Origin of the sequence: Limimaricola pyoseonensis (assembly GCF_900102015.1) — a bacterium.
GTDB classification, from domain to species: Bacteria; Pseudomonadota; Alphaproteobacteria; order Rhodobacterales; family Rhodobacteraceae; genus Limimaricola; species Limimaricola pyoseonensis.
The window spans coordinates 187,098-207,120 of sequence record NZ_FNAT01000006.1 but is presented as its reverse complement, the minus strand read 5'-3'; the positions used below and the strand labels follow the sequence as shown (position 1 = coordinate 207,120).

At 71.2% G+C, this 20,023-nt stretch carries 19 protein-coding genes; 3 read left to right on the top strand and 16 right to left on the bottom strand.

Annotation, left to right across the window (positions count from 1 at the left end; all coding sequences use genetic code 11):
* Window positions 1-15 precede the first annotated feature (15 nt).
* From BLT43_RS13850 to BLT43_RS13830, 5 genes are all read right to left on the bottom strand, one after another.
* Window positions 16-372, bottom strand: a complete 357-nt coding sequence (locus BLT43_RS13850; RefSeq protein WP_090113751.1) for an AtuA-related protein — start codon at window positions 370-372, stop codon at window positions 16-18.
* Window positions 369-1,730 carry an acyclic terpene utilization AtuA family protein gene (locus BLT43_RS13845; protein WP_090113749.1) on the bottom strand — a complete coding sequence of 454 codons (1,362 nt, stop codon included), beginning with the start codon at window positions 1,728-1,730 and terminating at the stop codon, window positions 369-371. Before BLT43_RS13845 ends, BLT43_RS13850 begins: the two co-directional genes overlap by 4 nt.
* A 306-nt stretch (window positions 1,731-2,036) precedes the next feature.
* The gene (locus tag BLT43_RS13840; RefSeq protein ID WP_090113748.1) at window positions 2,037-2,792 is read right to left on the bottom strand and encodes an HpcH/HpaI aldolase family protein; all 756 of its coding nucleotides are present in this window, start codon (window positions 2,790-2,792) and stop codon (window positions 2,037-2,039) included.
* Between the two features lie 13 nt (window positions 2,793-2,805).
* Window positions 2,806-4,701: a TRAP transporter permease gene (locus BLT43_RS13835; RefSeq protein ID WP_090113746.1), complete on the bottom strand. Its 1,896-nt coding sequence runs from the start codon at window positions 4,699-4,701 to the stop codon at window positions 2,806-2,808.
* A 64-nt stretch (window positions 4,702-4,765) separates the two neighbouring features.
* Window positions 4,766-5,731, bottom strand: coding sequence for a TAXI family TRAP transporter solute-binding subunit (locus tag BLT43_RS13830; RefSeq protein WP_090113744.1), 966 nt, complete (start codon window positions 5,729-5,731; stop codon window positions 4,766-4,768).
* Between the two features lie 168 nt (window positions 5,732-5,899).
* Between BLT43_RS13830 and BLT43_RS13825 the strand changes: the two genes are divergently transcribed.
* From BLT43_RS13825 to BLT43_RS13815, 3 genes are all read left to right on the top strand, one after another.
* On the top strand, window positions 5,900-6,883 hold the full coding sequence (locus BLT43_RS13825; RefSeq protein ID WP_090113743.1) for a LacI family DNA-binding transcriptional regulator: 984 nt from the start codon (window positions 5,900-5,902) through the stop codon (window positions 6,881-6,883).
* A gap of 86 nt (window positions 6,884-6,969) precedes the next feature.
* Complete coding sequence (gene hisD / locus BLT43_RS13820; protein ID WP_090113741.1) at window positions 6,970-8,304, top strand: histidinol dehydrogenase; 1,335 nt, start codon at window positions 6,970-6,972, stop codon at window positions 8,302-8,304.
* Between the two features lie 85 nt (window positions 8,305-8,389).
* Entirely contained in the window at window positions 8,390-9,154 is a 765-nt protein-coding gene (locus BLT43_RS13815) for an SDR family NAD(P)-dependent oxidoreductase (RefSeq protein ID WP_090113739.1), read from the top strand.
* A 16-nt stretch (window positions 9,155-9,170) separates the two neighbouring features.
* Here BLT43_RS13815 and BLT43_RS13810 read toward each other — a convergent pair whose 3' ends face one another.
* From BLT43_RS13810 to BLT43_RS13760, 11 genes are read right to left on the bottom strand one after another with little or no spacing between them, the layout of a single operon-like run.
* Window positions 9,171-10,085 (bottom strand): sugar kinase, encoded by a 915-nt coding sequence (locus tag BLT43_RS13810; protein WP_090113737.1) that lies wholly within the window; start codon window positions 10,083-10,085, stop codon window positions 9,171-9,173.
* Window positions 10,085-11,320, bottom strand: a complete 1,236-nt coding sequence (locus BLT43_RS13805) for a CaiB/BaiF CoA transferase family protein (protein ID WP_090113734.1) — start codon at window positions 11,318-11,320, stop codon at window positions 10,085-10,087. Before BLT43_RS13805 ends, BLT43_RS13810 begins: the two co-directional genes overlap by 1 nt.
* A complete protein-coding gene (locus BLT43_RS13800; protein WP_090113732.1) occupies window positions 11,317-12,459 on the bottom strand; it encodes a hypothetical protein in 1,143 nt (380 codons plus the stop codon). Before BLT43_RS13800 ends, BLT43_RS13805 begins: the two co-directional genes overlap by 4 nt.
* Complete coding sequence (locus tag BLT43_RS13795; protein WP_090113731.1) at window positions 12,456-13,343, bottom strand: SMP-30/gluconolactonase/LRE family protein; 888 nt, start codon at window positions 13,341-13,343, stop codon at window positions 12,456-12,458. Before BLT43_RS13795 ends, BLT43_RS13800 begins: the two co-directional genes overlap by 4 nt.
* Window positions 13,340-14,398, bottom strand: a complete 1,059-nt coding sequence (locus BLT43_RS13790; protein ID WP_090113730.1) for an ABC transporter ATP-binding protein — start codon at window positions 14,396-14,398, stop codon at window positions 13,340-13,342. Before BLT43_RS13790 ends, BLT43_RS13795 begins: the two co-directional genes overlap by 4 nt.
* Window positions 14,385-15,512, bottom strand: coding sequence for a hypothetical protein (locus BLT43_RS13785; RefSeq protein ID WP_090113729.1), 1,128 nt, complete (start codon window positions 15,510-15,512; stop codon window positions 14,385-14,387). The genes BLT43_RS13790 and BLT43_RS13785 overlap by 14 nt, the downstream gene beginning before the upstream one ends.
* Window positions 15,509-16,267: an SDR family NAD(P)-dependent oxidoreductase gene (locus tag BLT43_RS13780; RefSeq protein ID WP_090113727.1), complete on the bottom strand. Its 759-nt coding sequence runs from the start codon at window positions 16,265-16,267 to the stop codon at window positions 15,509-15,511. Before BLT43_RS13780 ends, BLT43_RS13785 begins: the two co-directional genes overlap by 4 nt.
* Window positions 16,267-17,046 (bottom strand): enoyl-CoA hydratase/isomerase family protein, encoded by a 780-nt coding sequence (locus BLT43_RS13775; protein WP_090113725.1) that lies wholly within the window; start codon window positions 17,044-17,046, stop codon window positions 16,267-16,269. Before BLT43_RS13775 ends, BLT43_RS13780 begins: the two co-directional genes overlap by 1 nt.
* Before the next feature lie 4 nt (window positions 17,047-17,050).
* The gene (locus tag BLT43_RS13770; RefSeq protein WP_090113723.1) at window positions 17,051-17,878 is read right to left on the bottom strand and encodes a carbohydrate ABC transporter permease; all 828 of its coding nucleotides are present in this window, start codon (window positions 17,876-17,878) and stop codon (window positions 17,051-17,053) included.
* Window positions 17,875-18,762 (bottom strand): carbohydrate ABC transporter permease, encoded by an 888-nt coding sequence (locus BLT43_RS13765; RefSeq protein ID WP_090113721.1) that lies wholly within the window; start codon window positions 18,760-18,762, stop codon window positions 17,875-17,877. The genes BLT43_RS13770 and BLT43_RS13765 overlap by 4 nt, the downstream gene beginning before the upstream one ends.
* 50 nt (window positions 18,763-18,812) lie before the next feature.
* Window positions 18,813-20,021 (bottom strand): ABC transporter substrate-binding protein, encoded by a 1,209-nt coding sequence (locus BLT43_RS13760; protein WP_090113720.1) that lies wholly within the window; start codon window positions 20,019-20,021, stop codon window positions 18,813-18,815.
* Window positions 20,022-20,023 lie beyond the last annotated feature (2 nt).

The following is a 20,023-nucleotide window of genomic DNA, read 5'->3' as shown; positions in this document are numbered from 1 at the left end:
CCCATGGCCGGGTTGTCAGTCGTTGCCGGACCTCGCGATCGGCAACGACAAGAGCCGGAACGACTGCGTCTTGCCGTGTCCGTCGAGATTGAGGCTGCCGTTGACGCCGCCCTCGAGAACCCCGTCGATGACGAAGTTCATGCCGTGCAGCCTGGGCAGCAGGTAGCGCCGGACCGAATGCGCCCCGCGGTGGCGGAACAGCTCCCGCACCCGCGGCTCGGTCACCTGCTCCACCAGCAGATCGTAATCCTGGGGCTCGTAGGCGAAGAGGCAGATGTTCAGCCGCTCGCCCTTGTCGCCGGCGCGGGCATGGGCAAGGTCGTAGAGCGTGAGCTGACCGGCCCCCTTGGCCGCGAGAGTTTCGTGCTTCATGCCAGCAACTCCATGCGTGTGTGCACCGCGGCCTTCGGCGCCAGACAGGAAATCGTGTGGATGCGTTCGGTCGCGGCGCGCCGGACCCCGCCGCCGCCGGCCGGGCCGCAGCACAGCAGGGCCAGCACCTCCTGGGTCGCCGCCTCGACCAGCTCGCGGCTTTCACCCTCCACCGCCATCCGCAGGCGGATGTCGGTCGGCGCCTGCAGCGCCGCCGCCGACAGCGCGCCGTCGTCGCTGTCGAAGACGCTGGCCACGCCGATCAGGTCGAAGCGGTGCCGCAGCGCCAGGCCGCGCAACTCGAGCCGGTCGCGCAGCACGTCGCGCGCCAGTCGGGCGCGGGCCAGCGCGCCGGGCCCGGCATAGCTGATCTCGCCCTCGCCCAGCCAGCCGCCGGGATAGCTGATCGTGACCTTGTAGCTGTCGGTCGCGGCCCGCCCGGTGACGCCGTGCACCGCGACGCGGTCCGGGCCCTGCTGCGAGACGCTTACACCGCTCAGGTCGATGATCACGTCGGGGGTGATGTAATGAGCAGGGTCGTGCACCTCGTAGAGTAGCTGCTCCTTGACAGTGCGCAGGTCGACCATCCCGCCGGTGTTCTCGGGCTTGGTCACGACCAGCGCGCCGTCGCGGCCGACCTCGACCACCGGGAAACCCAGATCGGCCATCCCGTCCACCGGCTTGCGCGCCGGGTCGGCGAAGTAGCCGCCGGTGACCTGCGATCCGCACTCGACGAGGTGCCCGGCCAGCATCCCCGCCGCGAGGCGCGGCCAGTCATCCGCGGCCCAGCCGAAATGATGCAGCAGCAGCCCCAGCGCCAGCGACGGGTCGGCGACCCGCCCGGTGATCACGATCTGCGCACCGGCCCCGAGCGCGTCGCGGATGCGCTCGGCACCCAGATAGGCATTCGCCGCGATCACCTGGGTGCCCTCGGCCAGAGCCCGGCCGTCGTCGCCCTCCCAGGGCTGCAGCGGGATGTCGGAGAGCTGCGCCGCGATGTCGTCGCCGGTCACGATCGCGATCCGCGGCCGGGCGCAGCCGATCTCCTCGGCGATCCGGTGGATCCGCTCGGCGGCCGCGCGAGGATTGGCCGCGCCCATGTTCGAGACGATGGGAATGCCATGGTCGAGGCAGCGCCGCAGCACCGGCCGCAGCAGCGCGTCGAGCAGCGGCTCGTATCCCGCCCGCTCGTCCTTCTGCCGCGCCTTCTGGGCCAGGGCCAGCGTGCGCTCGCCCAGCGTCTCGATCATCAGCCCGGCCGGCGCGCCGGACCGGATCAGATGATCGACCACGGGTCCCGGGGCGTCGACCCGGTCGCCGGAAAACCCGGCCCCACATCCAATCAGAAATGCATCCATCGCTGGCCTCCTCCGACTTCAATCTATCGACTTTATTATCGATAATATAGAGGAAGTTGCGTGATGAAATTGTTTCAAGGGCCGATGCGGCGTCGCGACCACGACTGCCTAAGCCGGCAGGGTGCCGGCTTAGGCATTGGTAGTGCTTATGAATCCAGTCCCCCGCCCAACTAGCGGCACGGCCCGTTACGGGCAGCGTTCGGCCGGCAAGATCGGCGTCGAGGCCGCCCGGAACGCACGGTCAGCCCCCCCTTCGCGTCACGGCGGGCAACGGCGTCGCGGCCGCGACGCCCGCCGCCGGCTTGCTCAGAGTTGCTCGAAGGCCTTGCGAAGCTGACCGGCGCCCCCAGCCATGAGCGTGTGGTCCGAGCCCACCACGAACAGCGAGGCCCCGGCCTCGCGAAGCGGCGCCAGCGTCTCGCCCGGCGCGCAGTAGAGCCCGGTGGCGGCGCCGGACGCGCCCAGGATCGCCGCGCAGCGCGCCGCGATGTCTGGCGCGAAGAAGTCGTCGCGCCCGCAGGATACCGCGAGATCGGCCCGGCCGACGAACAGCGCGTCGACGCCCTCCACAGCGGCGATCTCGTCGAAGCGGTCGGCCCCCTCGGCATCCTCGATCTGGCAGATCAGCGACACCTCGTCGCCAGCCATCGCCAAGTGCTCGCGCATGCTGCGCCCGGCGTATTCGGCGGCACGGGTCGTGCCCGCGAAGCCGCGCCCGCCCGCGCCGTAACGCATCGCGCGGGCCAGCTCGGCCGCCTGCCCGGGCGAAACGACATGCGGCACCATCACGCCCGCCGCGCCCGCGTCGAGCACGCCGAGCAGCCAGTCCGGGCTGGAACTCGGCACCCTCACCAGAAGCGGGCAGCCCGCGGCCCGGCCGGCGATCATCATGGTGTCGATCGCCGCGCGATCGAAGGGGGCGTGCTCGGCGTCCAGCACGAGGAAGTCGAAGCCGGACCGGCCCATGATCTCCACCACGATCGGGTGCGGGGTCTTGACGAAGGCGCCCAGCAGGGGCTCGCGGGCGATCAGGCGGCGGCGGAATTCGGCGTTGAGGCTCATGTCGGGCTCCGGGTCAGGCGGTTTCGGGAAGGGGCATGGCGGCGTTGCGCTGGCGCGACAGGGCCATCAGCCCGGCAAAGAGCACCACCGCCCCGATCGTCGCACTCCAGGGCGGCAGGAGCGCCAGCAGCGCCGGCGCCAGCCAGAGCACCGAGACAGGTCTCGGGCCCGGCAGTCGCGCGCCGCCCAGCAGATGCGCCATGGCCATGGCGAAGACGGTGCCCGAGATCACGGCGCGCGCGATCGCCTCCATGCCGCCGCCGCCCAGCATGCCGGGATAGATCAGGAACAGCATCGGCAGCACATAGGCCGTGGCCCCGAGCCGCAGCGTCTGCAGCGCGACCTTCATCCAGGGCGCCTGCGCGATCGTCGCGGCCACGAAGACCCCGAGGCAGACCGGCGGCGTGATCACCGACAGCGCCGCGTAGTAGAGAACGAACATGTGCACGACGAGCGGCTCGATCCCCTGCTGGATCAGCGCCGGGGCGAAGACGGCGGCGACCATCACGTAGGCGGCCGAGGTCGGCAGGCCCATGCCGGCGATCAGGCAGACCACCGCCATCAGCACCGCGATCAGCGCGAGGTTGCCCTGCCCCACCGCCAGCACCGCCGAGGTCACCGCGACGCCGAGGCCGGTGAGGTTGATCATCGCCACGAAGACCTGCGCCCCGACAAGGAGGATGCCGACGATCACCACGCCGCGCCCGCCCTCCTCGAGCGCGCGGACCACGATCCGCCCGACCTCGAGCGGGTTCTGCCCGGCGCAGATGCGCGCCACGAACACCGCCACGATCATCGCGATCATGCCGTAGCAGGCGGTCAGCTCGATCGAGTTGCCGTTGAGGATGCCGAAGCCGAGGCCCGCGAGGCCCGCCAGGATCGGCGCCAGCCGCGTCGCGGTCATGGCCGAGCGCCAGTCGGGCAGATCATCGGCCATCACCGGGCGAAAGCCCTGCCGGCGGGCGATCACGTGGACCGTCGCGTAGACGCCGAGATAGAACAGCAGCGCCGGGACCACGCCGGCCAGCGCGATGGACCAGTAGTTGACCCCGACCAGCTCGGCCATCACGAAGGCGGCCGTGCCCATGATCGGCGGCGCAAGCTGGCCGCCGGTCGAGGCGATGGCCTCGACCGCGCCGGCATAGGGCGCGGGGTATTTCAGCCGCTTCATCAGCGGAATGGTGAAGTTCCCGGTGGTCGCCACGTTGGCCACGGTCGAGCCGTTGATGGCGCCGAAGAAGCCCGAGGCGAAGGTCGCGATCTTGGCGGCGCCGCCCGGGCGCGACCCGCCGAGCCGCGCCGACAGGTCGAAGAAGGTCTCGCCCGCGCCGGTGTGCAGCAGGATCGCGCCGAACAGCACGAAGGCGGCCAGCGTCGTCGAGGCGACGTTGACCAGCATCCCCCACAGCCCCCGGTCCGACAGGAAGATGATCTCGGTCAGGTAGCCCGCGTCGAAGCCGCGATGGCCGAACTGGCCGGGAATGAGATAGCCGAAGAAGGCATAGGCGACCGAGACGAGCACGATCGCCGGAAACACCCAGTTGGAGCTGCGCCGGGCCAGCTCGAGCACCGCCAGCAGCGTGCCGAAGCCCATCGCCATGTCGCGCGGTTCGGCCCAGGGCAGCTCGGTCATGATCGTGACCTGGTTCGCCGTGATGTAGGCGGCCGAGCCGGTGATCATCGCCACGATGCCCAGATCCACCGCGATCCCCAGCGGTCGCAGCCGCGTGCCGTAGAACAGCGGATACATCAGCACCGCCAGCGCGCTGATCATGGCCACGAAGACCGACCGCTGGATCAGCGACTCGAACGGGCCGTTCAGGGAGGTGTAGAAGACGAAGCCACCCAGCAGGATGGCCAATGCGGAAATGGCGCGCTTGCGAATGGCGTCGGGGTCGCGACCGGTCATGCGGGGGCTCCGTCCGGAAGAGGTGGGTGTCCCGGCGGACCCGAAACGGGTCCGCCGGTCGGGCTCACTTGAGGGCGTCGGGCACGGTCAGCCCGATTTCCTCGTAGTAGCGGATGGCGCCGGGATGCAGCGGGCTGGTCGCGTATTGCAGCGTCAGCTCGGCGAGGTTCTCACCCTCGACCGAGGGGAAGGCCGCGGCCTGCTCCGCCATGTTCTCCATCACCGCGCGGGTGATGTCGTAGGCGGTCTGCTCGTCGAGATCCGGCCGCGCCGAGACGCCGATCATGAAGCCCCAGGTGGTGTAGGGGCCGGAGTTCTCCATCTCGCCGCCGGGCATCTCGACGATCGACAGCTCGGGCAGCGCCTCGCGCACCTTGGCGGTCTCGTCCTCGTTCAGCCCAACGACCTGCAGCGGCGTGAAGGCCGCGATGTCGGTGGTCAGCGCGTCGAACTGGGTGCCGACCGCGCTCTTGACGAAGCCGGCGGAACGGTCGTCCTTGATCATGTTCGCCAGCTCGCCATTGGTGCCGCGCACCCAGTCGGGCGTGATGTCGAGCAGCGAGAAGACATCCTCGCTGGTGGCCTCCGTCGAGGAGCCGCGCATGCCCGGCCCCATCTCCTTGCCGCCCAGGTCCGACAGCGCCGTGATGCCGGAATCGCGGCGCACGACGACGTTCTGCGGCGCCAGCGAATAGGCCCAGAGCAGCTTCGACGGCACGGCGCGGCCCTCGAACTCCTTCAGGCCGTTGAAGGCGTGGTAGAGCGACGAGGTGGTGATCAGCCCGATGTCGAGCTGGTCGCGCGACATGCGGCGCAGGTTGTCGACGGTGGCGCCGGTCTCGACCACGGAGGCCTGGTAGGTCTCGGGATAGGCGTCGTTCACGATCTTGGCCAGCGACGCGAAATAGGCGTAGTGGGCGCTTTGCGAGTTGGTCGCCCCGAAGGCGAGCCGGGTCTCGTCGGCCTGAGCCGCCCCCGCCGCCGCGACGACGGAAAGCGCCGCCACGAAGGCCTTGGTCGATCGGGTCATGTGTTCCTCCCAGTGAGCTGTCGAACCGGTGTCCTCCGCCGGTCGTCAGAGCAGTAGCGAGACGGGTTCCCCAGAGGCAACCGGGCAGGCTTTCACTGAAATTATTTCACCACTCTTCGCAGGGCCGCGGATCTGGTGCAGTCTGGCGGCCGGACAAGGGAGGTTCGGATGGCAGGACCGACGGGGCGCGACGTGGCCCGTGTCGCGGGGGTATCGGTCGCGGCGGTCTCGCGCGCGTTCCAGCCGGATTCTCCCCTCGCGCCCGCCCGCCGGGCCCGGATCCTCGCCGTGGCGCGCGAGCTGGGCTACAAGGCCCCGGCCGAGCGTCGCATCGCCGAGATGACCACCGGCACGGTGACGCTGGTGGCCGGCGATCTGTCGAACCCGTTCTACACCACGGCGATGGAGACCCTCTCGACCGCGCTGCATGCCCAGGGCCGTCGGCTCGTTCTGCACGTCGTCCCGCCCGGCAGCAGCGTCGATGCGGTAATGCGGCAGGTGCTCGACTACCGCTCCGACGCCGCCATCGTCACCTCCGCGACCATGTCCTCGCGGCTGGCCCGCGCCTGCCGCGAACAGGGCATGCCCGTGGTGCTGCTGAACCGGGTGCAGCCCGATGCCGGCATGACCGCCGCAACCTGCGACAACTTCGGCGGCGGCCGCCAGATCGCGCACCGCTTCATCGCGAGCGGGCGCCGCCGAATCGCCCTGATCGGCGGGCGCGAGGACACCTCGACCCATCTGGAGCGGATCCGCGGGTTTCTCGACGTGCTCGACGAATCCGGGATCGCGCTGTTCGACCGCCGGTCTGGCGGGTTCACCTACGAGGGCGGCCTCGATGCCGCCGGCCAGCTGTTTGACGCCCCGACCCGCCCCGACGCGCTGTTCTGCGCCAATGACGTGATGGCGCTGGCGGCCATCGACGCCGCCCGCGCGCGGGGCATGAACGTGCCCGACGACCTCGCGGTGATCGGCTTCGACGACATCCCGATGGCGGCCTGGTCGTCCTACCGGCTGACCACCATGCGGCAGCCGATCAACCGCATGGTCGCCGACGCGCTGGAACTCATCGATCTGCAGATGCAGGACCCCACCCGCGCCGGCGCCATCCGCATCGCCCCGGTCCGGTTGATCGAGCGGCAAAGCGGTTGAAAGAATTTCACCAGCCTTTCATGTTCTTGCAGCCTCGATGGCGGCTGGCCTAGCGGTAGGACGACATAGCCCCGGGAGGATCTGCCATGACCATCACCCATCTCAAGCGCGGCAAGCCGCAGACCGAGCGGGCCGAGGACGACGCCCGGACCCGTGGCATCGTCGAGGCCACGCTGCGCGACATCGAGGCCCGCGGCGACGCCGCCGTGCGCGAACTGAGCGAGAAGTTCGACGGCTACACGCCCGAGAGCTTCCGCCTGAGCCAGGACGAGATCGACGCGCTGATCGCCGAACTCAGCCCGCGCGAGCTTGAGGACATCCGCTTCGCCCAGGCGCAGGTGGTGAAGTTCGCCGAGGCGCAGCGCGCCTCGATGACCGACATCGAGGTCGAGACCCTGCCCGGCGTGGTGCTCGGCCACCGCAACATCCCGGTGCAGTCGGTCGGCTGCTACGTGCCGGGCGGCAAGTTCCCGATGGTCGCCTCCGCGCACATGTCGGTCGCCACCGCCAAGGTCGCCGGCGTGCCGCGCATCGTCGCCTGCACGCCGCCCTTCAAGGGCAAGCCCAACCCGGCGGTGATCGCCGCGATGCATTTCGGCGGCGCGCACGAGATCCACGTGCTGGGCGGCATCCAGGCCGTGGGCGCCATGGCGATCGGCACCGAGACGATCGAGCCCGTGCACCTGCTGGTCGGCCCCGGCAACGCCTTCGTGGCCGAGGCCAAGCGCCAGCTCTTCGGCCGCGTCGGCATCGACCTCTTCGCCGGTCCGACCGAGACCATGGTGATCGCCGACGAGACGGTGGACGCCGAGCTGTGCGCCACCGACCTGCTGGGCCAGGCCGAGCACGGCTACAACTCGCCCGCGGCGCTGATCACCAACTCCCGCCGCCTGGCCGAGGACACGCTGGCCGAGGTCGAGCGCCTGCTGAAGATCCTGCCCACCGCCGAGACCGCCGCCGCATCCTGGCGCGACTACGGCGAGGTGATCCTGTGCGACAGCCACGAGGAGATGCTCGAGGTGGCCGATGAGATGGCCTACGAGCACGTGCAGGTGATGACCGACCGCGACGACTGGTATCTCGAGAACATGACCGCCTATGGCGCGCTGTTCCTCGGGCCGCGCACCAACGTCGCCAACGGCGACAAGGTGATCGGCACCAACCACACGCTGCCCACCAAGCAGGCGGGCCGCTACACCGGCGGGCTCTGGGTCGGCAAGTTCCTCAAGACCCACAGCTACCAGCGCATCACCAGCGACGCCGCCGCCGCCGAGATCGGCGCCTACGGCTCTCGGCTGTGCATGCTCGAGGGCTTCGTCGGCCATGCCGAGCAGTGCAACATCCGCGTGCGCCGCTACGGCGGGCGCGACGTGCCCTACGGGCAGGCGGCCCAGAGCGCCGGCCCGGTCGCGGCCGAATGAGACCCGGGCGCGCCGGCCGGCCCCGCCGGCCCGGCGCGCCCCTGCCCCGCGGCCGCGCCGCCCGCGGATGTGAAAGGACCAAGCCATGCCCCTGCCCCGCACCCCCTCCTTCCGTCTCGACGACCGCCGCGCGCTGGTCACCGGCGCCTCCTCGGGGATCGGGCTCGGCTGCGCGGTGGCGCTGGCCGAGGCCGGCGCCGAGGTGACGCTGGTCGCGCGTGGCGCCGAAAAGCTCGACGCCGTGGCCGCCGAGATGGCCGAGGCCGGCTTCGCGGTCCGGACCCTGCCGCTCGACATCTCGGACATCGCCGCGACCGAGGCGGCGGTGGCCGCGCAGGGGCCCTTCGACGTGCTGGTGAACTCGGCCGGGCTGGCCCGCCACGGCCCCGCGCTCGAAACCGACCCCGCCGATTTCGACGCGGTCACCGACGTCAACCTGCGCGCCGCCTACTTCCTGACCCGCGCCGTGGCGCGCGGGCTGATCGCCGCCGGCCGCCCCGGCAGCCTGATCAACGTCTCGAGCCAGATGGGCCATGTCGGCGGCCGCGAACGCGCGCTCTACTGCGCGACCAAGCATGGGCTCGAGGGCATGACCAAGGCGATGGCGATCGAATGGGCGCCGCACGGCATCCGCGTCAACACGCTCTGCCCCACCTTCATCCGTACCCCGCTCGGGGCGCAGACGCTGGAGGACCCAGAGAAGCGCGCCTGGATCGAGGGCATGATCAAGCTCGGCCGCGTCGGCGAGGTCGAGGACGTGATGGGCGCGGTCGCCTATCTCGCCTCGCCCGCCTCGGCGCTGGTCACCGGCACCGCGCTTCTGATCGACGGCGGCTGGACGGCGGACTGAGCGGCGCGCGGCCCCTTCAGGCCGCCCCCCTCGCCTCCGCGAGATCGATGATCGCGCCATGCCGCGCGATCACCCGCGCCGCCATGGCGATGCCCGCCTCAGCCGCCGCCGCGCTTGGCGCACCGCGCAGACGGGCCGCGAGATAGGCACCGTTGAAGCTGTCGCCCGCGCCGGTGGCATCCACCACCTCCGCGGCTTCGGGCACAGGGATCTGCGATAGCACGCCCGCGTCCAGCAGCGTCACCGGCCCCGCGCCGTCCTTCACCGCCACCTCGTCCGCCCCGGCATCGGCGTAGCGCGCGGCGCAGGCGGCCGGGTCGGCATCGCCGAACCAGCGCGCCTCGTCCTCGAAGCTCGGCAGCACGATGTCCGAGATCGCCGCCGCCGCCATGATCGCGGCGCGCATCTCCTTTGCATCCGGCCAGAGCGCCGGGCGGATGTTGGGGTCGAAGGCCACGCGTGCGCCCCGCTGCCGCGCTTCGCGCAGCGCGTCGAGCAGCCGCGCCCGGTCGCCGCTCGGCAGGATCGCCAGCGTGATGCCCGACAGGTACAGCATCCGCGCCCCCGCGATCGCCGCGCGCAGCGCCGCGTCGTCCTCGGCCAGCGCCCGCGCGGCCGAGGTCTCGCGCCAGTAGGTGAAGGCGCGGTCGCCGTCCCTCTGCTCGATCATGTAGAGGCCGGGCCGGCGGTCGGGGAGGCGCCGGATCGCCCCGGTGGCGATGCCGGCTTCCTTGAGGAAGGCCACGATCCGGTCCGAGAAGCCGTCGCGCCCGAGCGCCGTGAAATAGCCCACCGGCCCCTGCGCCGGGTCGAGGCCGGCCCGCGCGTACCACAGCGTGTTGAGCGTGTCGCCGGCGAAGCCCATGCGCCAGCAATCCTCCTGCCCGCCCGACATCTCGATCATGCATTCGCCGATCGCCATGAGCTGCATCACGCAGGCCCGCCCATGCCGACCACGCCCTTCTGCGCCAGCTGGTCGAGCTGCGCCGCGTCATAGCCGAGCTCGGCGAGGATCTCGCGCGAATGCTCGCCCACCAGCGGCGCGTGCCGGCGGATCGAGGCCGGCGTGTCGCTAAACTTCACCGCCGGGGCCACGCATTTCACCTCGCCCGCCGTCGGGTGGGTGTAGCTGGTGATCATCCCCATGTGCCTGACCTGCGGGTCGTCGGCCACCTCGAGATGGCTCTTGACCCGGCCGCACCAGATGTCGGCCTCGAGCAGCCGGTCGAGCAGGTCGTCGCTGCCGAACCTGCGCGTCTCCTCGGCCAGCGCCGCCCAGACCTCGTCGCGCCGGTCGTAAAGGATCGCCGGGTCGTCGAAGCGGGACAGGTCGGGATTGCCCAGCACCTCGACCAGCCGCGCATAGGGCGACATCGCGATGGTGATCCAGCCGTCCCGCGTCGGGTAGGTGCCGAACGGGGCGTCCATCCCCGGATGGCCGATGCCGGAGTTCGGGCGCTCGAAATCCTCGTTGAAGTTCATGGCCATGACCATTTCCTGGTTCTGGTGCGCGAGCATCCCTGCCATCAGGTTGACCTTGATCTCCTGCCCCTTGCCAGAGCGTTCGCGCCACAAAAGCGCGGCGAGGATGCCGTAGACCATGTTCATCGCGCCGACCTGGTCGGAAAAGCCCGCCCCGACCGGGGTCGGCGGCTGGTCTGCCTGTCCGGTCGCGGCCATGATCCCGGTCAGGCCCTGGATCAGCATGTCCTGGCCGGGCCGCGAGACATAGGGCCCCTCCTCGCCGTAGCCCGAACCCGAGCAGTAGACGATGCGCGGGTTCACCGCCGCGAACGCCTCGTAGCCGTAGCCCAGCCGCGCCATCACGCCGGGGCGGAAGTTCTGCACCACCACGTCGGCCTCCTCGGCCATCTTCATGATGATCTCGCGCGCCTCGGCCGATTTCAGGTCGAGCGCGAGGCTGCGCTTGTTGCGGTTCCAGGCCAGGTGATTGGGGCTCTCGGTGCCGCCGACCCACTTGTTGCGGAAGGTGAGCGAGCGGAACAGGTCGCCCTTGCCCGGCCGCTCGATCTTGATCACGTCGGCGCCGAGATCGGCCAGCAGCTGGGTCGCGAAAGGCCCCTGCAACAGGTGCGAGAAGTCGAGAATGCGCAGGCCCGAAAGCGCGCCCTCGGCGCCGCTGAAGGGAAGGGTCGTGTCGGTCATTTCAGGTCTCTCCTGTCATCGTCGAGGGCGCCGCGCGCGCGCCCGCGGGCGTCGCGCCACAGGCGCCGGATCGTGTCGAGCGTCCGGGCCTCGTCTTCGGCCCCGGCAAGCCCGTCGCGGATCGCCGCGGCGGCCGCGGTCTGAAAGGCGATGTAGCCGTCGAAGCGCGGCCGCAGCGCGGCGTGCTCGGCCGTGTCCATCGTCGCGGCGTAGAAGCCGCCCCATGCGGCGTTGACGGCCGGGTCGGCCCAGGCGCCGCGCGCCGAGGGCTGCCCGTCATGGGCCGGGATGAAGCCGGCCTGCGTCTCGGGGCGCATCAGCCATGCGATGTGATCGAGCAGCGCCGGCGACGGCGCGGCCCGGCGGGTGAAGGCGATGCCGGTCCCGCCGAGCACGCCGCCATACCCGCCCTTCGCGCGCGGCGTGTCCGAGAAGGCCAGCGGCCGCGCGCCGCGCGCGTAGTTCACGTAGCCGAAGACCAGCGGCACCAGCGCGATCTCGTCCGAGCCCGCCATCCGCTCGCTCAGCGCGATCGGGTTGAGCGTCTCGCTGCCGGGCGGCCGGCTTCGCCAGAGCCGCGCCATCCGCGACAGCGCCGCGAGCGCGGGCCCGTCGGGCAGCATCGCCTCGCCCCCGACCAGCGCGCCCTCGGAGGCCGCCAGCGACAGCAGCGTCAGGAAGGCATGCGGCCCGGCCAGCGACAGCGCCACCGGCAGCCGCGCCGCGATCTCCTCCATCTCGTCCCAGCTGGTCGGCGCATCCGCGATCCGGTCGGGCCGGCGCAGCGTCACCTGCGTCGCGACGTCGAGCGGCAGCGCCCAGCTCCTGCCGTCCCAGCGGTAGGACTCCATCGCCGGGCCGATCGACTGCGCCCGCCACCGCGCCAGCAGCGGCTCGGGAAACAGCGCCTCGAGCGGCGTCAGGCAGTCCTCGGCCACCGCCTCGCCGATATGCGGGTGATCCATCACCAGCAGGTCGTGGCGCGCGGCCAGATCCGCGATCGGCGCGCTCTCGAAGCCTTCGAGCGGCTGCACCTCCCAGCGCAGCAGCCGGCCCTCGGGCGCGTCGGTGCCGGCCGCGGCGGCGATCAGCGCGTTGCGGCCGCGCGGGTGATCCCATGTGAGGCCCAGATAGGTCATAGCGATTGCTTCCATAGCGGCTCGGCCCCGACGGCCATCTCGATCCGGGTCACGTGCCAGCGGCCGAGATTGGCGGCGAAGAGCGCCGCGCCGTCGAAGGCGATGTTGGTGGGATGGCAGAGCCGGTGCGCGGTCGGATCCGCGATCACCGTCTCGGCCGCGCCGCCGCCGGGCGGCACGCGCAGGATATGCGAGGGCTCGTAGCAGCCGACGATCAGCCCGCCTTCCGCGTCGAAGGCGATGCCGTCGGGCAGGCCCGGCAGGCCGGTCGCGTAGATCTCCGCCGCCCCGGCCGACCCGTCCGGGCGGATTTCGATCCGCCGGATCGCCGCGGCGAAGGTCTCGCACAGGTAGATCGCGTCCTCGCCGTCGCGCATCGCGAGCCCGTTGGCGAAGTCGTAGTCGCGCCCGTCCCAGACCGCGCCCGCGCCCGTCGCGAGGTCGAAGGCCCAGATGCCGGGGCCGGGCCGCTCGGCGTCGTGGCTGTCCGACACCATGAGCCGCCCGCGCGCCCGGTCGACCAGCGGGTAGTTCGGGATGCGCGGCCCCTCGGCGAAGCGCGTCAGGCGGCGGGTGCAGAGGTCGAGCCGGAAGACCGCCGCGTGGCGCAGGTCGCACATGAACAGCGCCCGGTCGCCGTCGAAGGCGAGGCCGAGGGCGAAGCCGCCGGTCGAGGCCACCTTATCGATGCGGCCGCCATCGGGGGCGATGCGGCAGATGTCGCCATCCTGGTTGCCGGCCCAGATCCAGCCATCCGGGCCGACGGCCACCGCCTCGGGATGGCTCAGCCGCGGCTCCGAGAAGATGCCGTCGAAGAAGACCTCGGCCCGTTCGGGCGGCAGCGCCGCGGGCGGCGCCGGCGGCAGGGGCGGCGCAGCCCTCATGCCCGGCCCTCGATCCGCGCCCCGCTCTCGCCGTCGAACAGGTGCAGCGCGCCCGGCGCCAGCCGCAGCCCCACCGGCTCGTCCATGTCGCGCCCGTCCTGCGGGCCGACCTTGGCCGCGACCAGCTTGTCGCCGACCCGCACGTTGAGCAGCGTGCAATCCCCCAGAAGCTCCGAGGAATAGACCTTGCCCGTGAAATCGCCCTCGCCCGGCGCGGCGAGCGTGACGTCCTCGGGCCGCACGCCCAGCACCGCGGGCCCCTGCGGCGCCGAGGCCAGCGCCACGCCGCCATCGGGGTGGTGGAACCGCCCCTCCGCCACCGTGCCCTCGATCAGGTTCATCGGCGGCGAGCCGATGAAGCTCGCCACGAAGGTGTTGGCCGGCCGGTCGTAGATCTCCTGCGGCGTGCCCTGCTGCTGGATCTTCGCGGCGTTGAGGATGACGATGCGGTCGGCCAGCGTCATCGCCTCGACCTGGTCGTGGGTGACGTAGATCGTGGTGGTGGCGAGGTCGCGCTGCAGGTGCTTGAGTTCCGCCCGCATCACCGTGCGCAGCTTGGCGTCGAGGTTGGAGAGCGGCTCGTCCATCAGAAACAGCCGCGGCGTGCGCACGATGGCGCGGGCCAGTGCCACGCGCTGGCGCTGGCCGCCCGAAAGCTCGGCCGGGCGGCGGGTCAGCAGGTGGCCCATCTCGACCTTCTCGGCGGCGGCGCGGATCTGCGCCTGCCGCTCGGCCTTGGCGATGCCGCGCACCTTGAGCGGGTAGCCGATGTTCTCGCCCACCGTCATGTGCGGGTAGAGCGCGTAGGATTGGAACACCATGGCGAGGTCGCGGTCGCGCGCCGGGATGTCGTTGACCCGCCGGCCACCGATCCGGATCTCGCCGCCGGTCGGCTCCTCGAGCCCGGCCACCAGCCGCATCGTGGTCGACTTGCCGCAGCCCGACGGGCCGAGCAGGACGAGAAACTCGCCATCCGCGATCGTCAGATCGAGGCTCTCGAGGGCGGTGAACCCTCCGAAGCGCTTGTTCAGGCGCTCAAGTTCAACGGTTGCCATCTTGGTCTCGCGCCTCCTCTTGCGCATCGAAAAGGGTCCGGGGGCAGGGCAGCGCGCGGCGCTGGCCGCCCGGCCCGCTCAGAACGAGGCTGTCGCCCTCCCAGGCGATGCCGTGCAGCCTGTCCCAGCCGGGTGGCCGGGCGATCGCGCCGATCAGGTGGTGCAGCCGCCGTCGGCCGTGGGGGTCGAGATCGAGCGCGGTCGGCACCCCCTCGGCCGCCACCGGGCCGCGGCCCGCGGCGGCCTCGGCGGCGGTGACCGCGCCGCCGGCCATGCCGTCCTCGATCCCGAGCACGCCGGTGTGCCGGCCGTTCCACGGCGCGTAGTCGCGGCCGGCGTTGGAATGCCACAGCATCGTCACCGGCATCTCGGCCACCGGCCGCAGCACGAAGACGATGTCGTCGTGCCGCTCGCGCAGCACCGCGGTCCAGCCGAAGCCGTCGCGGGCCGCCTCGACCAGCGTCACGAAATCCTCGTGCGCCGCGCCGATCGGCAGGCGGGTGAGGTCGATGACGCCGCCATCGGCGGCCGGAAAACCGCCGAGCGCCGCCGCCCGTCCGGGGCAGCGCAGCCGGTTGCGCCCCGGCTCGAGCGGCGCGTCGGGCGCCACCACGGCCCGCTTGGGGCTGGCCGACAGCCGCGCCGGCCCGCCGAGCGCGACCATCACGTGATGCGACACCGGCAGCCGCCCGCGCCCGCCCTCGAACTCGTGCCGGCACAGCAGCAGCGGCGCGTCGGGCAGAAGCCGCAGCCGCTTGCGCAGCCGCGCGCCCTGGATCTCGCGCCCGAGCCGCAGGTCCAGCCCGCCGGGCCGCTCGGCCTCCACCTCCCAGGCGCTGTTGGCCGACCAGCCATGCGGCGGCGCGTCCTCGGCGCCGCCGGGGCCGAAGGGCGCGCAGAGAAAGTCGCCCGACAGCCGCCGCTCCACCGGCGGCAGCCCGGCCGGCAGCTCCGCCGTCTCGCCGAGCCATGGCGCGGTGGCCAGCGGCGCGATCTCGCGCCCGCCGTCGCGCAGGCGCAGCCCGTGCAGGTGCCCGACCGAGAGGTCGACCTCGAGCCCGCCCGAGGCGGCCTCGCAGCGCGCGACGCCCGCGATGTCGGCCGCGCCGCTCATTCCGCGCGCACCGCGAGGCCGCCATCGACCCGGACGATCTCGCCGGTGATGAAGCTCGCGCGGTCCGAGGCGAGGAAGGCCACCGTCTCGGCCACCTCCTCGGGCTGGCCGAAGCGGCCGATCGGGTGGGCCCGGTTCCAGCTGTCGATCAGCTCGGACGGGTCGTCCATCTCGGCGAAGATCCTGGCGTTCATCGGCGTCATGATCGTGCCGGGCGAGACGGCGTTGACCCTTATGCCATGCGGCGCGAGATCGACCGCCGACTGCCGCGTCAGCGCGTCGATCGCGCCCTTGGCGGCCGAGTAGGCCGACCAGCCCTTGAACCCCAGAAGCCCCTGCACCGAGGACATGTTGACCACCGCGCCCGACCCCTGACGCCGCATGTGCGGCACGCAGGCCTTCATGCCGCGCCATGCGCCGCTCAGGTTGGTGTTGATCACCGTCATCCAGCGCGCCTCGTCGATCTCGTCGACCACGCCCGGAAGCGCGCGAGCGGCGTTGTTGACGAGGATGTCGATCCGCCCGAACCGGTCGATCGCCGCCGCAGCGGCCGCCTCGACCGCGGCGAGGTTCTCGACATCGGTTTCGACGAACAGCGCCCGCGCCCCGAGCGCGGCCACCGCCTTGTCGCCCTCCTCGCGCGAGATGTCGGCCAGAACGACATTGCCGCCGCCGGCCACGAAGCGCTCGGCGCAGGACAGGCCGATGCCCATCGCGCCGCCGGTGATCACCGCGGTCTTGCCCTCGAACTCCATCACTGCCTCCCGAATTGCGGTTCGCGCTTGCCGAGGAAGGCGTCGATGCCCTCCTGCCCGTCGGCGCCGGAATAGAGGCGGAACAGCACCTCCTGCTCGAAGCTCTTGGCCGTCTCCAAGGGCGCGTCCACGCCCTCGCGGATCAGCCGCTTCATCTCGGCCTGCGCGCTCGGCGCGATCTTGAGGCAGGCCCGCGCGCGGGCGATCGCCGCGTCGTCGAGCGCCTCGGGCGCGGCCAGCTCGCAGGCCAGGCCCAGCTGGTGCGCGCGCCGCCCGTCGATGCGCCATCCCGCGAGCATGATCTCGGAGGCCGCGTATCGCCCGACCGCGCGGGTCAGCCGCTGCGTGCCGCCGCCGCCCGGGCACAGCCCGAGCCGGCCTTCCGGCAGGCCGAGGCGCGCGTTCTCGGAGACGACGATCATGTCGCAGCACAGCGCGATCTCGAAGCCGCCGCCCAAGGCAAAGCCGCCGATCGCGGCGATCACCGGCTTGGGCAGCCGCTCGAGCCGGTCGAACAGGGCGCGCGCCGCCATCTGGTAGGCGATGAAGGCCTCGCGCCGGTCGCCGGCATATTCGCCGATATCGGCCCCGGCCACGAAGGCCCGGTCGCCGGCGCCGCGCAGGATCAGCGCGCGCACCGTCGCGTCAGAGGCCGCCGCCGCGAGGGCCGCGTCGAACTCATGAAGCAGTGGCGTCGACAGCGCGTTGAGCTTCTCGGGCCGGTTGAAGGTGAGGCGGCGGATGCCGGGTTGCGGGTCGTCGATCTCGATCAGCGCCATGGGGTCAGCCTTTCACCGCACCGGCGGTCAGGCCGGCGACGAAGTAGCGTTGCAGGAAGAAGAAGACGGCGATCACCGGCGCCGAGACCATCACCGAGGAGGCCATCAGCTCGCCGTAGCGGATGCCGTACTGGCCGATGAAGTCGTTCAGCCCCACCGGCAGGGTGCGCTCGGCCTTGCTCGAGGTGAAGGAGAGCGCGAAGAGGAACTCCTGCCAGGTGACGATCAGCACGTAGACGGCGGTGGCGATGATCCCCGGCCGGGCCAGCGGCACGACGATCTCCCAAAACAGCCGCAGCGGATGCGCGCCGTCGATCGCCGCCGCCTCCTCGAGCGCCACCGGCAGCTTCACGAGGAAGCCGCGCAGCATCCAGATCGCCACCGGCAGCGTCACCGAGACATAGGCGATGATCAGCGCGATCTTGGTGTCGAGCAGGTCGGCGCTCCGCATCATCTTGTAGATCGGGATGATGATCGCCGAATGCGGGAACATCTGCGCCAGCACCACCATCCCCATCAGCGCCGTCAGCGCGATCAGCGCCCCGCGCGAGAAGGCATAGGCGGCCAGCAGCGCCAGCGTGACGCAGATCGTCACCGAGGCCGCCGAGACGATCAGCGAGTTCAGGAAGTAGGTCCGGAACTCCGGCCGGAAGGCGGTGACGTAGTTCGACAGGGTCGGATCCTCGGGCCAGAGCCGGGCCGGGATCGCGAAGGGCTCCGAGGGCGGCTTCAGGCTGACCGAAAACATCCAGAAGAACGGCAGCAGCACGAACGCGGCGAGCAGGATCTGGCCGGCCACGATGGCGGCGCGGGTGCGACGGGTATGGGTCATGCCTCGGGCCTCCGCCGGGAGGTGCCGCGCTCGACGATCACGTAGAGCGCCACCAGCACCGCCAGCACCAGGATCGACATGACGCCGTAGGTCGCCGCCTCGCCGAACTGGAACTGACCGAACCCGGTCTCGTAGATTTTCGTGGGGAAGATGTGGGTGCTGTCCTGCGGCCCGCCGCGGGTCAGGACCCAGACGATGTCGAAGTAGTTGAAGGTCAGGATCAGCGTCAGCACGATGTTGACCAGCACCACGTGGCGGATCGCCGGCAGCACCACGTCGAAGAGCTTGCGCACCGGCCCCGCGCCGTCGAGCGTCGCGGCCTCGAGTTGGCTCTCGTCGACGTTCTGGAGCGCGGCGAGATAGATCAGCATCGAGAAGGGAAAGCCCTTCCAGACCGCGACGAAGATCACCGCCGCCATCGCGGTGCCCGGATCGGCGAGCCAGGCGGCGCTGTCCTCGACCAGACCGGTGCGGATCATCAGCGAGTTCACCAGCCCGAGCTGCGGGTCGTACATGAAGCGCCACAGGATGGCGGTCACGACGCCGGGCAGGATGAAGGGCATCAGCACCAGCGCCCGCAGCACGCCCTGCATCGGCAGGCCCTGGTTGAGCAGCATCGCGGCGGCGAAGCCCAGCACGTTCTGCAGCGCCACCACGCCCACGGTCCAGACCAGCGAATTGGCCAGGATCGTGCCGAAGTCGGGGTCGTCGAGCACCCGGCTGTAGATCTGCGCGCCGACGAATTCGGGGTCGGGCGAGATGAAGGAGCTCTGGTGCAGGCTTTCCCAGACGGTGCCGATCATCGGGTAGTACAGGAAGACGCCCATCAGCAGGAGCGTCGGGGCCAAAAACAGCCACAGCAGCCATTGGTCGCGGCGGGTCATGCGGATCTCCGGTTGGGGGCCGGTCCGGTCTGGCCGGACCGGCGCTGGTCTCAGCGCAGCTGGTCGATGCGCGCGCAGGCTTCCTCGGCCGCGGCCGCCACCTCGGCGCCGGAATAGATGTCCTGGTAGAGGTCCATCTGCGCATCGGCGATCTGCAGGTAATGCGGCGAGAGCGGCCGCGGCGCGGCGTTCTCGAGATGCGCCATGATCCGGTCGGCGCCCTCGCGGTTGGCCGCAAGGAAGCTCTCGGCCGCGGCGACATTGGCGGGGATCAGGTCGACCACGTCGCCGTTGACGTCCTCGCGGGTCAGAAACTCGATGAACTTCCAGGCTGCGTCCTTGTGCTCGGAGCTTTCGAACACCGACAGGTTCCAGCCGCCGAAGGTGCCGACCGGCGTCTCGCCCTCTGGCGCGGTGCCGACCGCGAAGCCCCAGTCGATGTCGCTCGCCTGCAGGGTCGGCTGCTCGAGCGCCGGCCAGAACTCGATCGCCAGCGAGCCGTTGAGGAACAGCTCTCGCATGTCGCCCGACGAGGCGTTGAGGATGCCGCTCGGCGCGAACTGCGACAGCTCCTGCAGGTATTGCAGCGCCTCGACCGCCGCCGGCTCGTCGAGCGCGCAGCTGCCGTCCTCGGCCAGCACCTGCCCGCCGTTGGAGAAGATGAAGGAGTTGGCGACCACGACGGTGTCCTCGCCCTGGTGGCCGAACAGCCCGACCCCGAACCGGCCCTCGCCGCTCAGCGCCTCGGCCGCCTCGCGCAGCCCCTCGAAGGTCGCGAGCCGCTCGGGCGCGACCCCCGCCTCCTCGAGCAGCGCGCGGTTGAAGAAGGAGAACTGCCAGACATCGACGTTGAACGGGATGCCGTAGAGGCCGTCCTCGTAGACCGCCGAATCCCAGGCGCCGCCGAAGAAGGCGTCGCGCGACACGCCCGCCGCCTCGGCCCGCTCGTCCAGCGGCACCAGCGCGCCCGCGGCGGCGAAGGCGCCGGTCCAGATCTGGTCGAGCGTGGCGATGTCGGGCGCGTTGCCGCCCTGCACGGCCGTGAGCAGCCGCTGCTGGTATTCCGGGTAGGGGATCGTCGTGACCTCGACGCGGATCTCGGGGTTCTCCTGCATGAAGCGGTCCACCGCCTCCTGCTGGTACTGCGAAAGCCCGCTCTCGGTCTGCTGGTTGTCCCAGAACTGCAGCGTGACCTCCTGGGCGAAGGCGGGGCCGGCCAGCAGCAGCGCGGCGGTGGATGTCGTCAGCAGTCGTTTCATGT

Bases quoted from the DNA above. Each gene is read 5' to 3' on its own strand.
- BLT43_RS13805 (WP_090113734.1), bottom strand. From the start codon at position 11,320: ATGACCGACACGACCCTTCCCTTCAGCGGCGCCGAGGGCGCGCTTTCG.
- BLT43_RS13830 (WP_090113744.1), bottom strand. From the start codon at position 5,731: ATGACCCGATCGACCAAGGCCTTCGTGGCGGCGCTTTCCGTCGTCGCG.
- BLT43_RS13815 (WP_090113739.1), top strand. From the start codon at position 8,390: ATGCCCCTGCCCCGCACCCCCTCCTTCCGTCTCGACGACCGCCGCGCG.
- BLT43_RS13825 (WP_090113743.1), top strand. From the start codon at position 5,900: ATGGCAGGACCGACGGGGCGCGACGTGGCCCGTGTCGCGGGGGTATCG.
- BLT43_RS13800 (WP_090113732.1), bottom strand. From the start codon at position 12,459: ATGACCTATCTGGGCCTCACATGGGATCACCCGCGCGGCCGCAACGCG.
- hisD (WP_090113741.1), top strand. From the start codon at position 6,970: ATGACCATCACCCATCTCAAGCGCGGCAAGCCGCAGACCGAGCGGGCC.
- BLT43_RS13790 (WP_090113730.1), bottom strand. From the start codon at position 14,398: ATGGCAACCGTTGAACTTGAGCGCCTGAACAAGCGCTTCGGAGGGTTC.
- BLT43_RS13785 (WP_090113729.1), bottom strand. From the start codon at position 15,512: ATGAGCGGCGCGGCCGACATCGCGGGCGTCGCGCGCTGCGAGGCCGCC.
- BLT43_RS13775 (WP_090113725.1), bottom strand. From the start codon at position 17,046: ATGGCGCTGATCGAGATCGACGACCCGCAACCCGGCATCCGCCGCCTC.
- BLT43_RS13765 (WP_090113721.1), bottom strand. From the start codon at position 18,762: ATGACCCGCCGCGACCAATGGCTGCTGTGGCTGTTTTTGGCCCCGACG.
- BLT43_RS13780 (WP_090113727.1), bottom strand. From the start codon at position 16,267: ATGGAGTTCGAGGGCAAGACCGCGGTGATCACCGGCGGCGCGATGGGC.
- BLT43_RS13835 (WP_090113746.1), bottom strand. From the start codon at position 4,701: ATGACCGGTCGCGACCCCGACGCCATTCGCAAGCGCGCCATTTCCGCA.
- BLT43_RS13850 (WP_090113751.1), bottom strand. From the start codon at position 372: ATGAAGCACGAAACTCTCGCGGCCAAGGGGGCCGGTCAGCTCACGCTC.
- BLT43_RS13795 (WP_090113731.1), bottom strand. From the start codon at position 13,343: ATGAGGGCTGCGCCGCCCCTGCCGCCGGCGCCGCCCGCGGCGCTGCCG.
- BLT43_RS13810 (WP_090113737.1), bottom strand. From the start codon at position 10,085: ATGCAGCTCATGGCGATCGGCGAATGCATGATCGAGATGTCGGGCGGG.
- BLT43_RS13770 (WP_090113723.1), bottom strand. From the start codon at position 17,878: ATGACCCATACCCGTCGCACCCGCGCCGCCATCGTGGCCGGCCAGATC.
- BLT43_RS13760 (WP_090113720.1), bottom strand. From the start codon at position 20,021: ATGAAACGACTGCTGACGACATCCACCGCCGCGCTGCTGCTGGCCGGC.
- BLT43_RS13840 (WP_090113748.1), bottom strand. From the start codon at position 2,792: ATGAGCCTCAACGCCGAATTCCGCCGCCGCCTGATCGCCCGCGAGCCC.
- BLT43_RS13845 (WP_090113749.1), bottom strand. From the start codon at position 1,730: ATGGATGCATTTCTGATTGGATGTGGGGCCGGGTTTTCCGGCGACCGG.